Below are 14,133 nucleotides of genomic sequence, written 5' to 3' on the forward strand. Positions count from 1 at the left end.
CCCCCGCCCGGGAGAGGGCGGGGGCTTCGTGGTCCGGTGTACGGATCAGTGGTTGCGGGGGAAGCCCAGGTCGACGCCGGAGGGGGCGTCCGCCGGGTCGGGCCAGCGGGTGGTGACGACCTTGCCGCGGGTGTAGAAGTGCACGCCGTCGTTGCCGTAGATGTGGTGGTCGCCGAAGAGCGAGTCCTTCCAGCCACCGAAGGAGTGGTAGCCGACCGGCACCGGGATCGGGACGTTGACGCCGACCATGCCGGCCTCGATCTCCAGCTGGAAGCGGCGGGCTGCGCCGCCGTCACGGGTGAAGATCGCGGTGCCGTTGCCGAACGGCGAGGCGTTCATGAGGGCGACACCCTCGTCGTAGGTGTCGACGCGCAGGACGCACAGGACCGGACCGAAGATCTCGTCCTTGTACGCGTCGGAGTCCGTCGACACGTTGTCGAGGAGGGACAGGCCGATCCAGTGGCCGTCCTCGAAGCCCTCGACCGTGTGACCGGTGCCGTCGAGGACGACGTCGGCGCCCTGGGCCGCGGCGCCCGTGACGTAGGAGGCGACCTTGTCGCGGTGGGCGGCGGTGATCAGCGGGCCCATCTCGGACGCGGGGTCGTTGCCGGGGCCGATCTTGATCTTCTCGGCCCGCTCCTTGATCTTGGCGACGAGCTCGTCGGCGATGGAGCTGACGGCGACGACGGCGGAGATCGCCATGCAGCGCTCACCGGCGGAGCCGTACGCCGCCGAGACCGCGGCGTCGGCCGCCGCGTCCAGGTCGGCGTCGGGCAGGACCAGCATGTGGTTCTTGGCGCCGCCGAGCGCCTGGACGCGCTTGCCGTTGACCGTGGCGGTGGTGTGGATGTAGCGGGCGATCGGGGTGGAGCCCACGAAGGAGACCGCGGCCACGTCGGGGTGGTTCAGCAGCCCGTCGACGGCGACCTTGTCACCGTGCAGGACGTTGAGCACACCGTCCGGGAGACCGGCCTCGGCGGCCAGCTCGGCCAGCAGGTTGGCGGCCGACGGGTCCTTCTCGCTGGGCTTCAGGACGAAGGTGTTGCCGCAGGCGATGGCGAGCGGGAACATCCACATCGGCACCATGGCGGGGAAGTTGAACGGCGTGATGCCGGCGACCACACCGATCGACTGACGGATCGAGGAGACGTCGACCCGGCTGGAGACCTGGGTGGACAGCTCGCCCTTGAGCTGCGTGGTGATGCCGCAGGCCAGCTCGACGATCTCCAGACCGCGGGCGACCTCGCCGAGCGCGTCCGAGTGCACCTTGCCGTGCTCGGCGGTGATCAGCGCGGCGATGTCGTCGCGGTGGGCGTCGAGCAGTGCGCGGTAGCGGAAGAGGACCGCGGTGCGGGCGGAGAGCGAGGACGTGCCCCACGTCTCGTACGCGGACTTCGCGGCGGCGACCGCGGCGTCGACCTCTTCGAGCGAGGCGAGCGCGACCTTGGTGGTGACGGCACCGGTGGCGGGGTCGGTGACCGGACCGTAATTGCCCGACGTGCCCTCGACGCTCTTGCCACCGATCCAGTGGTTGACGGTCTTCGTCATGACTACGTGCTCCTTCAGAGGTGGCGGCGTCGGGCTGCGACGTGGCGTTCGTACTCTTCTCTCGCCTTGACCGCCGACGGGCGGGTCGCGGTTTCGGCTACCGGAACATCCCACCACGCCTGCGCCGGAGGGGGGCCCGACACAGTGTCTGCCGTTTCGGTCTCGACGTAGACACAAGTGGGACGGTCCGCCGCACGGGCTTCGGCGAGGGCTTCGCGCAGGTCAGTCACGGTCTCGGCGCGCAGGACACGCATTCCGAGGGACGCCGCGTTGGCCGCGAGATCGACGGGGAGCGGCGGTCCGGTGAAGCTGCCGTCCTCGACCCGGTGGCGGTAGGCCGTACCGAAGCGCTCGCCGCCGACGGACTCGGAGAGGCCACCGATCGAGGCGTAGCCGTGGTTCTGGAGGATGACGACCTTGATGGGCAGTCCCTCCTGCACGGCGGTGACGATCTCGGTGGGATTCATCAGATACGTACCGTCTCCGACGAGCGCCCAGACGGGCCGGCCGGGGGCCGCGAGCTGGACTCCGACGGCCGCGGGGATCTCGTATCCCATGCAGGAGTATCCGTATTCGACGTGGTACTGGTCGGGGGAACGGGTGCGCCAGAGCTTGTGCAGGTCGCCCGGGAGCGAGCCGGCGGCGTTGATCAGAATGTCGTCCGGGGTGACCAAGGTGTCGAGTACGCCGAGGACCTGGGCCTGGGTGGGGCGCCGCCCCTCGTCGGCGGGCGTGAAGGCGGTGGTGACCCGCTCCTCCCAGCGGGCCTTGGCCTCGCGGTAGTCCGCTTCGTACTGCGGGCCGACCCGGTAGGGGGCGGCGTCGAGGCTGCCGTGCAGGGCTTCGAGGGTCGCGCGGGCGTCGGCGACGACCGTCAGCGCGGAGAGCTTGTGCGCGTCGAAGCCGCCGATGTTGATGTTGACGAAGCGGGCCGAGGGCGCGAAGAGCGTCGACGAGGCGGTGGTGAAGTCGCTGTAGCGGGTGCCGACACCGATCACCACGTCGGCCGCGCGCGCGAGGTCGTCGGCGGTGGCGGTCCCGGTGTGCCCGATGCCGCCGACGTCGCAGGGGTGGTCGTGGGGCAGCGACCCCTTGCCGGCCTGGGTGGAGGCGACGGGGATACCCGTCGCGGTCGCGTAGGCACTCAGCGCGGCCTGGGCCCCGCTGTGACGCACACCGCCGCCCGCGACGATCAGCGGGCGGGCGGATTGCCTGATCGCCGCGATCGCCGCGTCGAGTTCGCGGTCCTCGGGGCAGGGCCGGCGGATGTGCCAGACCCGCTCCCGGAAGAACTCCTCCGGCCAGTCGAAGCCCTCCGCCTGCACGTCCTGCGGCAGCGCCAGGGTGACGGCGCCGGTCGCCGCCGGGTCCGTGAGGACGCGCATCGCGGCGAGGGCGGCGGGGATCAGCGCCTCCGGGCGGCCGATCCGGTCGAAGTACCTCGACACCGGCCGCAGGCAGTCGTTGACCGAGACGTCGCCCGCGTACGGGACCTCCAGCTGCTGGAGCACGGGGTCGGCCGGCCGGGTCGCGAAGGTGTCACCGGGGAGGAGCAGAACGGGCAGGTGGTTGACCGTGGCGAGGGCCGCGCCGGTGACGAGGTTGGTGGCGCCGGGGCCGATGGAGGTGGTGACGGCCTGCGCGGAGAGCCGGCCGCACTGGCGCGCGTAGCCCACGGCCGCGTGCACCATGGCCTGTTCGTTGCGGCCCTGGAGGAAGGGCATCACGCCCGGTCCGGACTCGGTGAGCGCCTGGCCGATCCCGGCGACGTTGCCGTGGCCGAAGATGCCCCAGGTGGCGTTGATCAGGCGTTGGCGGTGGCCGTCGCGCTCGGTGTACTGGCGGGCGAGGAAGGCGACGAGGGCCTGGGCGGTCGTCAGCCGCCGGGTGCGTGCGGTGGTCACCGGACCACCTCCGGACCGTAGAGGGGGAGCCGCGGGTCCCTGGGCAGTCCGGGCCAGGTGTCACGGATCCAGCGGTGCTCGGGGTGGTCGCTGATCAGCCACTCGCGCCGCCCCGGTCCCGCCATCACGTTCAGGTAGTACAGGGTGCGGCCGGGCGGAGCGATGGACGGGCCGTGCCAGCCGTCGGGGACCAGAACGGCGTCCCCGGTGCGGACCTCGGCGAGGACGTCCGCACCGCCCGCCCGGGACGGTGACACCCGGTGGTAGGCCAGGCCGCCGTCCGCCACCTCGAAGTAGTAGATCTCCTCGAGCACCGACTCGGCTCCGGGGACGTGCTCGTCGTGCTTGTGCGGCGGGTACGAGGACCAGTTGCCCCCGGGGGTGAGGACCTCCACCGCGATGAGGCGGTCGCAGTCGAAGGTGTCCGCGGCGGCGAAGTTGTTGACCTGCCGGGAGCAGTTGCCGGCGCCCCGCAGTTCGACGGGTACCTCCGGCGCGGGGCCGTAGCGAGCGGGGAGTCGTCGCTCGCACTTCGCTCCTGCCAGGGCGAAGCGGCCTCCTGCGCCGGAGGCGATCTGTGCGTGGGCGTCACGCGGGAGGTACGCAAAATCGCTCACCCCGCTGAACACGCTTTCCCTGCCCAGCAGTTCAAAGGTCTCATCTGCCGTGTGCACCGTACAGCCACCCGTCAACGGCAGAATGATCCATTCACTCTCCCCGGTGGCCAGGGTGTGAACACCTCCCGGTTCCAGTTCGAGCACGCGCAGACTCGACCGGTCCCAGCCGGCCCCCTCGGGATCGATGTCGAGGGCGTAGGCGTCGCTTCCCGCGCTGCCCGCCGGGAGGTGGTGGCGGCCGTGCCGCGGGTCCGTGTGCGTCGTCATCTCCATGCCCTTTCCATGCCCTCCTAGAGCAGTGCCACGGCCGCGTCGACCGCCCCGGCCACATCGCCGTCGGCCGGATAGAGCAACGAGCGGCCCACCACCAGCCCCTGGACGGACGGCAGTCGCAGCGCGCCGCGCCACTTCTCGTACGCGCCGTCGAGATCGCCGCCGACCTCACCGCCGAGCAGCACGGCGGGCAGGGTGGAGGTCTCCATCACCTGGGCCATGTCGTCGGGGTTCTCCGTGACGGGGACCTTGAGCCAGGTGTACGCGGAGGTGCCCGCGAGCCCCGAGGCGATGGCGATGGACGTGGTGACGGCGGCTGCGCCCAGGTCGTTGCGGAGCCGGCCGTCGACACGGTGACAGAGGAACGGCTCGACGAAGACGGGCAGCCGGTGCGCCGCCATGTCGTCGATGACGCGGGCGGTGGAGTGCAGGGTGTCGAGGGAGCCCGGGTCGTCGTAGTCGATGCGGAGCAGCAGTTTGCCCGCGTCGAAACCGAGCCTGGCCAGGTCGGTGGGCCGGTGGCCGGTGAAGCGGTCGTCCAGCTCGAAGGCGGCGCCCGCGAGTCCACCGCGGTTCATGGAGCCGATGACGACCTTGCTCTCCAGGGCACCGAGGAGCAGCAGGTCGTCGAGGATGTCGGCGGTGGCGAGGACCCCGTCGACGCCCGGCCGGGAGAGTGCGAGGCAGAGCCGGTCCAGGAGCTCGAAGCGGTTGGCCATGGCCAGTTCGCGGTCGCCGACGGCGAGCGAGCCGCGGGCCGGATGGTCGGCCGCGACGATCATCAGTCGTCCGCCGGCGGAGACGAGGGGGCGCCTCCGGCGCCGCCCTGCGGCCTCGGCGACGGCCTCCGGATGGTGCACCCGCAGCCGGACGAGCTCGGAGGCGGAGGAGGCGGCCGGCGTCATGAGACCGCTCCGGTCGTGAGGACGGCGCCGTCGGCCAGGGCCTGTTCGACCTCGTCCGGGAACGGCATCGCGGACGAGCAGGCCAGCCGGGACGCGACGATGGCACCGGCCGCGTTCGCGTACCGCATGATGCGTTCGGTCTCCCATCCGGCGAGCAGCCCGTGGCAGAGCGCCCCGCCGAACGCGTCCCCGGCGCCGAGCCCGTTGACGACCTCCACGGGCAGGGGCGGTACGTCGGCCGTGGTGCCGTCGCGGTGAACGGCCAGAACGCCCTTGGGACCCTGCTTGACGACGGCCAGCTCGACCCCGGCCGCCAGCAGGGCGCGGGCGGCGGCATACGGCTCGCGTTCCCCGGTGGCGATCTCGCACTCGTCGAGATTGCCGACGGCCACGGTGGCGTGGGCGAGCGCTTCGCGGTAGCGCGCGGGCGCCACGGTCCTGTGGTCGCCCTCCCAGAACATCGGCCGCCAGTCGAGATCGAAGACGGTGACACCGGACGCGCCCTCCCCTGCCGGCTCATCGGCACGGGCATCACTCCGTGCCTCGCCGCGGGCCTCGCTCCGGGCCTCGCTCCGGGCGCGGAGTGCGGCGAGGGTCGACGCGCGGCTCGGTTCCGCGCACAGCCCGGTGCCCGTCATCCAGAACACCCGGGCGGCGCGCACCGCGTCCAGGTCCAGTTCCGCACCGCGGATCTCCAGGTCGGGCGCCTTGGGCAGGCGGTAGAAGTAGAGCGGGAAGTCGTCCGGCGGGAAGATCTCGCAGAAGGTGACCGGGGTCGGATACTCCTCGACGCCCGTCACCCACCGGTCGTCCACCCCGAACTCCCGCAGCTGTCCGCGGAGATAGTCACCGAAGGCGTCCCGTCCGGTCCGGGTGATCACGGCCGTGCGCCGGCCGAGACGGGCCGCGGCCACCGCGACATTGGTCGGCGAGCCGCCGAGGAACTTCCCGAAGGTCTCGACGCGAGCGAGCGGCACACCGGCCTGCAGGGGGTAGATGTCCACCCCGATCCGCCCCATGGTGATCACGTCGTACGGCTCAGGCATACGCATCCCTTCGCGCCGCGGTTCGACCACGGCCGGACGGCTGGTCCCAGGTCTAGCCCTCCCTCGGAACCCTGTCAACATTTTGTCCGGACATTCGGACGAACTCTTGACACTCCTCGGCGAGGACCGGAGGGTGGGCGATATGACCTCCTCCGTACCCTCTCCGGCCCGCCTCCGTATCGGCTCGGCACCTGATTCGTGGGGGGTGTGGTTCCCCGACGATCCGCAGCAAGTGCCCTGGCAGCGCTTCCTCGACGAGGTCGCCGAGGCCGGTTACGAATGGATCGAGCTCGGTCCGTACGGCTACCTCCCCGTCGACCCGGCCCGGCTGACGGAGGAGACCGAACGCCGTGGACTCACCGTCTCGGCGGGCACCGTCTTCACCGGATTGCACCACGGCCCCGCCGTCTGGGACCGGACCTGGGCGCATGTCGCCGAGATCGCGGCACTCACCCGGGCCATGGGCGCCGAGCACCTCGTGGTCATCCCGTCGTTCTGGCGCGACGACAAGACGGGCGAGGTGCTGGAGGACCGCACACTCACGGCGGCGCAGTGGCGCGATCTGACCGTCCAGACGGAGCGGCTGGGCCGCGAGGTCCAGGACCGCTACGGGCTGCGGATCGTCGTCCACCCGCACGCCGATACGCACATCGACAGCGAGGAGAACGTCAGCCGCTTCCTCGACGCCACCGACCCCGACCTCGTCTCGCTCTGCCTGGACACCGGCCACTACGCGTACTGCGGCGGGGACAGTGTCGAGCTCCTCAAGACCTACGGCGAGCGCATCGGCTATCTGCACCTCAAGCAGGTCGATCCCGAGATCCTGGCCGAAGTCGTCGCCGACGGGGTGCCGTTCGGGCCGGCCGTGGCCCGCGGAGTGATGTGCGAGCCGCCGCACGGGGTCCCCGCGCTCGAACCGGTCCTGGAGGCCGCCCGCGCCCTGGACGTCGATATGTTCGCGATCGTCGAGCAGGACATGTACCCCTGTCCGCCCGACAAGCCGTTCCCGATCGCCCGCCGCACCCGTGACTTCCTCCGCTCCTGCGGCGCGCCCCGCAGTCCCCACTGACCTCGCTCCGTCACGGCTGTCACCTCCTCGTCACACATATCTCCGTTACGCGGGTCTTCCGTCACAGGCGCCCGACATCTCTCCCCGATCGTCACTCTGCGTCGTTGACCGGACACAGGCTGAGTGATCGTCAGCGTCCATGCCGCACATCCCCCCGACGGCCCCCGCCGCCGCTGCGGTACAGAGAGGTGTCACCCATGACGGACAGAAGTCTCTGGTCCTACAAGGACATTGCCGCGCACATCCGGGTGCAGCCGGACACCATCCGCTCCTATCGCAAGCACGGTCTGCTCCCACCTCCCGACCACGTGGAGAACGGCAAGCCCTATTGGTACGCGGACACGGTCCGTGCCTGGGTCGCCTCCCGCCCCGGCAACCGCGGACGACGCGACTGACCTGACCTCTCCCCCGCCCCCGTACGACGACCGGTCCCCTCCGGCGCCGTGCGGGGCCTCCTTCGTGCTACTCCGACGGTGCGGTGCCCGACGGTTCGATGATCGTCACGCCCGCACCGGGCGCCGTCCCCATGGCGGCGAGCGCGGCCGGGGCCGCGTCCAGCGGGATGGTGGACGTCACCAGCAGATCCGGGCGCAGCGTCCCGGCCCGCACCATGTCCATCATCGGCCGGTAGTCGTGGGCGGCCATGCCGTGGCTGCCGAGGATCTCCAGCTCCAGACCGATCACCCGCGCCATGGGCACGACCGGGTCGCCGGTCGCGGAGGGCAGCAGGCCCACCTGTATATGGCGGCCCTGCCGGCGCAGGCTCCGTACCGAGGCGGCACAGGTGACCGGTGAACCGAGCGCGTCGATCGACAGATGCGCACCGCCGCCCGTGAGTTCGCGCACCGCTTCGTCCGCGCCCTCCGGATGCGCCGAGGCGTCCACGCACGCCGCCGCACCGAAGGCCCGCGCCAGCTCCAGGGCTCGTGGGGAGACATCGACCGCCACGACGCGTGCCCCGCACGCCACCGCGATCATCACGGCCGACAGACCGACCCCGCCGCAACCGTGCACCGCGACCCACTCCCCCGGTGCCACCCGGCCCTGGCCGACGACGGCCCGGAAGGCGGTGGCGAACCGGCAGCCGAGTCCGGCCGCCGTGGCGAACGACAGCCCCTCCGGCAGCGCGACCAGATTGACGTCCGCCTGCTCCAGCGCCACGTACTCGGCGAAGGAGCCCCAGTGCGTGAACCCGGGCTGGGTCTGCCGCTCGCAGACCTGCTGGGCGCCGGCCGCACATGCCTCGCACCGGCCGCAGGCGCAGACGAAGGGCACCGTCACCCGGTCGCCCGGACGCCAGTTGACGACATCGGCGCCCACCGCCTCGACCACACCGGCCAGTTCATGACCGGGCACGTGAGGGAGGGTGATGTCCGGGTCGTGGCCCATCCAGCCGTGCCAGTCGCTGCGACACAGGCCGGTGGCCTCGACCCGGACCACCACGCCCTGGGCGGAGGGAGCCGGATCGGGCACCTCCCGCAGCCGGGCCTCCTGCCCGAACTCCTCGAACACAACTGCCCGCATCGGTTCCGCCCTTCGCCTCGTCCGCCGCTCGGAGGCGCCGAATCTACGCCCCGCCACTGATCTTGTCCCGCCCCTCACCGGACTCGGACACCCCGCCCGCCTCCGCGTCCACCGGAGCCTTCGGAGCAGGTGGGGGACCCGCTGATCGGCGAATCCGCACCCGGCGCGGCCCCACGCGCCCGATAAGGGCATGAAGCATAGGATTTGGGCACCCTAGGAGACACCCAACGGGAGTTCGCGTGAACTGGATCGCTTCAGATTCCCCACAGCCCCCACGGAACCCTCAGCAGACCCGGTCCACCCAGCCCCTTCAACGCCCCCAGCCACCCGCGCCCCCGGCGCCGCGCGGCCCGGCCTGCGGAAGCGCCGCCTCTGGGGCGGGATCACCCTCTGAGCCCTCACCGCGCTCGCCACGACCAGGAACTCGCATTGATACCCCCTAGGGGTATAGTGTGAGACAGGTGAGGGCGCACCGGCTCCGTCGGGCTCCCGCACGTCGCACCCACCTGTGTTTGCCGAAGAGGAGAACGCCATGACCGCCGAGACCGAGACCCCCCAGGCCACCACCGGCTCCTGCTGCTCGCCCACCGGCTCGTGCCACGACGGCGCGACGGATGCCCAGGCGGGCGCCGTCACCACGGTGTACGAGGTGAAGGGCATGACCTGCGGCCACTGCGAAGGCGCCGTCTCCGAGGAGATCTCCGGAATCGACGGGGTCACCTCCGTGAAGGCGGTCGCCTCCACCGGCCTGGTGACCGTGGCCTCCCGGGCGCCGCTGGACGAGGACGCGGTGCGCGCCGCGGTCGACGAGGCGGGCTACGAGCTCATCGGCCCCGCCTGAGCCTCCGGAGTTCCGCACGTCCCACCCGCACCACCGCACCATGCCGTCGGGCCGGACCTACCAGCAGATACTGGTGGGGTACGGCCCGATCTGCGTTACCCAGGAGTTCGGACATGGCCAGCACCACAACAGCCGAGGTCCCGGCTGCGGAATCCTCCGAGACCGAGCTCACGATCGGTGGGATGACCTGCGCCTCGTGTGCGGCCCGCGTCGAGAAGAAGCTCAACCGGATGGAAGGCGTCACCGCCACCGTCAACTACGCCACCGAGAAGGCGCACGTCTCCTTCGGCGAGGGGACGGAGGTGGCGGACCTCGTCGCCGTGGTCGAGAAGACCGGCTACACCGCCCGCCCCGTACCCCGCCCGGCCCCGGCCCCGCCGCCGTCGGCCGCACCCGGGCCCACCGCCGGAGGGACCGCACCGGCTGGAGCGCCGGCCACCGACGGCGAAGAAGCATCCGCGGCGGAGGGGGCCGCCACCGACACCCTCGCCGCACTCCGGCAGCGCCTCCTCGTCTCCGCGGTGCTCTCCCTCCCCGTCGTGCTGCTCGCGATGGTCCCGGCCCTCCAGTTCGACAACTGGCAGTGGCTCTCCCTCACCCTGGCCGCCCCCGTGGTCGTCTGGGGCGGGCTGCCCTTCCACCGCGCCACCTGGACCAACCTCCGGCACGGCGCGGCCACCATGGACACGCTCGTCTCGATCGGTACCCTCGCGGCGTTCGGCTGGTCGCTGTGGGCCCTGTTCCTCGGGGACGCGGGCATGCCCGGCATGCGGCACGGCTTCGACCTCACCGCCTCGCGCGCCGACGCCAGCTCGACGATCTACCTGGAGGTCGCGTCGGGTGTCATCACCTTCATCCTGCTGGGCCGGTACCTGGAGGCGCGGTCCAAGCGGAAGGCCGGTTCGGCACTGCGCGCGCTGATGCATCTCGGCGCCAAGGACGTCGCGGTCCTCAGGGACGGTACGGAGGTACGCGTCCCGGTCGGCCGGCTCGCCGTCGGGGACCGCTTCGTGGTCCGGCCCGGGGAGAAGATCGCCACCGACGGCACCGTCGTCGAGGGCGTGTCCGCCGTGGACGCAGCCCTGCTGACCGGTGAGTCGGTCCCGGTGGACGTGAGCGCAGGCGACGAGGTCACCGGAGCCACCGTGAACGTCTCCGGCCGGCTCGTCGTCGAGGCCACCCGCGTCGGCGCCGACACCCAGCTCGCCCGGATGGCCAAGCTCGTCGAGGACGCCCAGAACGGCAAGGCGGCGGTACAACGCCTCGCCGACCGGATCTCCGCCGTCTTCGTGCCCGTGGTGCTCCTGATCGCCCTGGGCACCCTGGTCACCTGGCTCCTGCTCACCGACGACGCCACCGCCGCGTTCACCGCCGCGGTCGCCGTCCTGATCATCGCCTGCCCCTGCGCCCTCGGCCTCGCCACACCCACCGCGCTCATGGTCGGCACCGGACGCGGAGCCCAGCTCGGCATCCTCATCAAGGGCCCCGAAGTCCTCGAAACCACCCGCCGCGTCGACACGATCGTCCTCGACAAGACCGGCACCGTCACCACCGGCCGCATGACCCTCCTGAACGTCCACACCACCGACGGCACCACCGAAACGGACGTCCTGCGCATCGCCGGAGCCCTCGAACACTCCTCCGAACACCCCATCGCCCAAGCAGTCGCCACAGGCGCCGCCGCCAAGGTCGGCACCCTCCCCACCCCCGAGGACTTCACCAACGTCCCCGGCCTCGGCGTCCGCGGCACCGTCGACGGACACCGGGCGCTGGTCGGGCGTCCGAAGCTGCTCACGGAGGCCGGGATCACCCTGCCCCCACCCCTGGCCGCCGCGATGACGGAGGCGGCGGAGCGGGGCCGTACGGCCGTCGCCGTCGCCTGGGACGGCGAGGCACGGGCGGTCCTCGAAGTCGCCGACGCGATCAAGGACACCAGCGCGGAGGCCGTCGCCGAACTGCGCGCCCTGGGCCTGCGCCCCGTTCTGCTCACCGGGGACAACCGGGCCGTGGCGGACTCCGTCGCCCGCGCGACCGGGATCGACGAGGTGTACGCGGAGGTGCTCCCGCAGGAGAAGGTGGACGTGATCCGGCGGCTACGGGCCGAGGGCCGGACGGTCGCCATGGTCGGCGACGGCGTCAACGACGCGGCTGCGCTCGCCACCGCCGACCTCGGTCTGGCGATGGGAACCGGCACGGATGCGGCGATCGAGGCGAGCGACCTGACGCTCGTTCGTGGAGATCTCAAGGTTGCCGCCGATGCCATCCGACTCTCCCGCAGCACCCTCGCGACCATCAGGGGCAACCTCTTCTGGGCGTTCGGCTACAACGTGGCCGCCCTGCCACTCGCCGCATTCGGCCTGCTCAACCCCATGATCGCGGGCGCGGCGATGGCTTTTTCGTCCGTCTTCGTCGTGACGAACAGCCTCCGGTTGCGCTCCTTCACGTAATTTCCACAAAGAGATCTAGATCACACTGCTTTTAGGGTAACCATCTGAGGGGTTCGCGAGTCTTAGAGTGCGATGCCAAGGATGTCTTGGGGGACATCCGATGGAGTGTCTTGGGGGACGCTCCTGGCTAGCGTTGGCCGGGGCACGTGCACCGGGGAGCTTTGAGCGGCCCTCCCGTACGTACCCCGGCGGAACGCCAAGCGGCATCCAACTGAATAAGTACGACCAGCGCAGCACCAGGAGCCTCGGCTCTGCACAGACGCCCGGCCGGATCCCGTGGGGGGAATCCGCTCCGGGACAAGGGAAGCGCCCTGTACGTCGACCCGTGGGGGGATCGGCGGCGGGGCGCTTCTCGCTATCCCCGTCCGGGCGGACGGCGGATCACTCTTCAGACAGTGGATCCCGGCAGGAGCTCCCCTGAAGGCCGAAGGCGCGCAAAGGGCCGGACGGCCTCCCCCGGAACGCCGAATCGCCCCGGACACCGCGCTCTGTGCGAAAGCGCGGTACGCGGGGCGAAGGCAGACGGCCCTGAGGCCAGGTGCGGCAGAGCCGGCCGTACCGGGAAGGCTCTGCGGAGGGGTCGGGGTCAGCGACCCTCGACCGGGACGAAGTCGCGCAGGACCTCGCCGGTGTAGATCTGGCGCGGGCGGCCGATGCGCGATCCCGGCTCCTTGATCATCTCGTGCCACTGGGCGATCCAGCCCGGCAGCCGTCCGATCGCGAAGAGCACGGTGAACATCTCGCTCGGGAAGCCCATGGCCCGGTAGATCAGGCCGGTGTAGAAGTCCACGTTGGGGTAGAGGTTGCGCGAGACGAAGTACTCGTCGGAGAGCGCGTGCTCCTCCAGCTTGAGCGCGATGTCCAGCAGCTCGTCGGACTTGCCGAGCGAGGACAGCACGTCGTGGGCCGCGGCCTTGATGATCTTGGCGCGCGGGTCGAAGGACTTGTACACCCGGTGGCCGAAGCCCATCAGGCGGACGCCGTCCTCCTTGTTCTTCACCTTCTGGATGAAGGAGTCGACATCGCCGCCGTTGGCCTGGATGCCTTCCAGCATCTCCAGCACCGACTGGTTGGCGCCACCGTGCAGGGGGCCCCACAGCGCCGAGATACCGGCGGAGATCGAGGCGAACATGTTCGCCTGCGAGGAGCCGACCAGACGCACGGTGGAGGTCGAACAGTTCTGCTCGTGGTCCGCGTGCAGGATGAGCAGCTTCTCCAGCGCCGAGACGACGACCGGGTCCGGCACGTACTCCTGGGCCGGGACCGAGAACGTCATCCGCAGGAAGTTCTCGACGTAGCCGAGGTCGTTGCGCGGGTAGACGAACGGGTGGCCGATCGACTTCTTGTACGCGTACGCCGCGATCGTCGGGAGCTTGGCCAGCAGCCGGATCGTCGAGAGGTGGCGCTGCTCCTCGTCGAACGGGTTGTGGCTGTCCTGGTAGAACGTGGACAGCGCGCTGACGACCGAGGACAGCATGGCCATCGGGTGCGCGTCGCGCGGGAAGCCGTCGAAGAACCGCTTGACGTCCTCGTGCAGCAGCGTGTGCTGGGTGATCTCGTTCTTGAAGTCCGACAGCTCGTCGGCCTTGGGAAGCTCACCGTTGATCAGCGTGTAGGCGACCTCGAGGAACGTCGACTGCTCCGCCAGCTGCTCGATCGGGTAGCCGCGGTACCGCAGAATGCCCTGCTCACCGTCGAGATAGGTGATGGCCGATTTATACGCGGCGGTGTTGCCGTACCCGCTGTCCAGCGTCACCAGGCCGGTATTGGCCCGGAGCTTCCCGATGTCGAAGCCCTTGTCGCCGACGGTGCTGTCGATCACCGGGTAGGTGTACTCGTCATCGCCGTACCGCAGTACTACAGAGTTGTCGCTCACGTCATCCCTCACCGACGTAGTGCCTCTTCTTCGAGGTGCCCTGACTGTCTTCCACCCTCCCCCATTTGGCTCAGGAGAGTGCA

11 protein-coding genes are annotated in these 14,133 nt (G+C 70.7%); 4 read left to right on the forward strand and 7 right to left on the reverse strand.

Annotation, left to right across the window (positions count from 1 at the left end; translation table 11 throughout):
- Positions 1–45: 45 nt before the first annotated feature.
- Genes mmsA through OG230_RS12415 form a run of 5 tightly spaced genes read right to left on the reverse strand, consistent with a single transcriptional unit; the run spans position 46 to position 6,293 of the window.
- On the reverse strand, positions 46–1,548 hold the full coding sequence (gene mmsA / locus OG230_RS12395) for a CoA-acylating methylmalonate-semialdehyde dehydrogenase (protein ID WP_328910241.1): 1,503 nt from the start codon (positions 1,546–1,548) through the stop codon (positions 46–48).
- 14 nt (positions 1,549–1,562) lie between these two features.
- Positions 1,563–3,452, reverse strand: coding sequence for a 3D-(3,5/4)-trihydroxycyclohexane-1,2-dione acylhydrolase (decyclizing) (gene iolD, locus OG230_RS12400; RefSeq protein ID WP_328910242.1), 1,890 nt, complete (start codon positions 3,450–3,452; stop codon positions 1,563–1,565).
- Positions 3,449–4,336, reverse strand: a complete 888-nt coding sequence (gene iolB, locus OG230_RS12405) for a 5-deoxy-glucuronate isomerase (protein ID WP_328911379.1) — start codon at positions 4,334–4,336, stop codon at positions 3,449–3,451. Before iolB ends, iolD begins: the two co-directional genes overlap by 4 nt.
- Positions 4,337–4,359: 23 nt before the next feature.
- Positions 4,360–5,247 carry a Cgl0159 family (beta/alpha)8-fold protein gene (locus tag OG230_RS12410; RefSeq protein WP_328910243.1) on the reverse strand — a complete coding sequence of 296 codons (888 nt, stop codon included), beginning with the start codon at positions 5,245–5,247 and terminating at the stop codon, positions 4,360–4,362.
- Positions 5,244–6,293: a 5-dehydro-2-deoxygluconokinase gene (locus tag OG230_RS12415; protein ID WP_328910244.1), complete on the reverse strand. Its 1,050-nt coding sequence runs from the start codon at positions 6,291–6,293 to the stop codon at positions 5,244–5,246. The genes OG230_RS12410 and OG230_RS12415 overlap by 4 nt, the downstream gene beginning before the upstream one ends.
- A gap of 142 nt (positions 6,294–6,435) precedes the next feature.
- On the opposite strand from OG230_RS12415, the gene OG230_RS12420 reads away from it, so the two are divergent.
- Positions 6,436–7,362, forward strand: a complete 927-nt coding sequence (locus tag OG230_RS12420) for a sugar phosphate isomerase/epimerase family protein (protein ID WP_328910245.1) — start codon at positions 6,436–6,438, stop codon at positions 7,360–7,362.
- Positions 7,363–7,559: 197 nt separating this feature from the next.
- The gene (locus OG230_RS12425) at positions 7,560–7,757 is read left to right on the forward strand and encodes a helix-turn-helix transcriptional regulator (RefSeq protein ID WP_328910246.1); all 198 of its coding nucleotides are present in this window, start codon (positions 7,560–7,562) and stop codon (positions 7,755–7,757) included.
- Between the two features lie 67 nt (positions 7,758–7,824).
- On the opposite strand, the gene OG230_RS12430 is transcribed toward OG230_RS12425, so the two are convergent.
- Positions 7,825–8,886: a zinc-dependent alcohol dehydrogenase family protein gene (locus tag OG230_RS12430; protein ID WP_328910247.1), complete on the reverse strand. Its 1,062-nt coding sequence runs from the start codon at positions 8,884–8,886 to the stop codon at positions 7,825–7,827.
- Positions 8,887–9,418: 532 nt separating this feature from the next.
- Between OG230_RS12430 and OG230_RS12435 the strand changes: the two genes are divergently transcribed.
- Both OG230_RS12435 and OG230_RS12440 read left to right on the forward strand, forming a co-directional pair.
- The gene (locus OG230_RS12435; RefSeq protein WP_328910248.1) at positions 9,419–9,727 is read left to right on the forward strand and encodes a heavy-metal-associated domain-containing protein; all 309 of its coding nucleotides are present in this window, start codon (positions 9,419–9,421) and stop codon (positions 9,725–9,727) included.
- Positions 9,728–9,840: 113 nt separating this feature from the next.
- A complete protein-coding gene (locus tag OG230_RS12440; RefSeq protein ID WP_328910249.1) occupies positions 9,841–12,174 on the forward strand; it encodes a heavy metal translocating P-type ATPase in 2,334 nt (777 codons plus the stop codon).
- Positions 12,175–12,760: 586 nt separating this feature from the next.
- Here OG230_RS12440 and OG230_RS12445 read toward each other — a convergent pair.
- On the reverse strand, positions 12,761–14,050 hold the full coding sequence (locus tag OG230_RS12445; protein ID WP_328910250.1) for a citrate synthase: 1,290 nt from the start codon (positions 14,048–14,050) through the stop codon (positions 12,761–12,763).
- Between the last annotated feature and the right edge of the window lie 83 nt (positions 14,051–14,133).

Origin of the sequence: Streptomyces sp. NBC_00234 (assembly GCF_036195325.1) — a bacterium.
Taxonomy (GTDB): Bacteria; Actinomycetota; Actinomycetes; order Streptomycetales; family Streptomycetaceae; genus Streptomyces.

Excerpts from the sequence above, each read along its gene's own strand:
- mmsA (WP_328910241.1), bottom strand. The coding sequence starts at position 1,548 with ATGACGAAGACCGTCAACCACTGGATCGGTGGCAAGAGCGTCGAGGGC.
- iolB (WP_328911379.1), bottom strand. The coding sequence starts at position 4,336 with ATGACGACGCACACGGACCCGCGGCACGGCCGCCACCACCTCCCGGCG.
- OG230_RS12410 (WP_328910243.1), bottom strand. The coding sequence starts at position 5,247 with ATGACGCCGGCCGCCTCCTCCGCCTCCGAGCTCGTCCGGCTGCGGGTG.
- OG230_RS12415 (WP_328910244.1), bottom strand. The coding sequence starts at position 6,293 with ATGCCTGAGCCGTACGACGTGATCACCATGGGGCGGATCGGGGTGGAC.
- OG230_RS12420 (WP_328910245.1), top strand. The coding sequence starts at position 6,436 with ATGACCTCCTCCGTACCCTCTCCGGCCCGCCTCCGTATCGGCTCGGCA.
- OG230_RS12425 (WP_328910246.1), top strand. The coding sequence starts at position 7,560 with ATGACGGACAGAAGTCTCTGGTCCTACAAGGACATTGCCGCGCACATC.
- OG230_RS12430 (WP_328910247.1), bottom strand. The coding sequence starts at position 8,886 with ATGCGGGCAGTTGTGTTCGAGGAGTTCGGGCAGGAGGCCCGGCTGCGG.
- OG230_RS12435 (WP_328910248.1), top strand. The coding sequence starts at position 9,419 with ATGACCGCCGAGACCGAGACCCCCCAGGCCACCACCGGCTCCTGCTGC.
- OG230_RS12440 (WP_328910249.1), top strand. The coding sequence starts at position 9,841 with ATGGCCAGCACCACAACAGCCGAGGTCCCGGCTGCGGAATCCTCCGAG.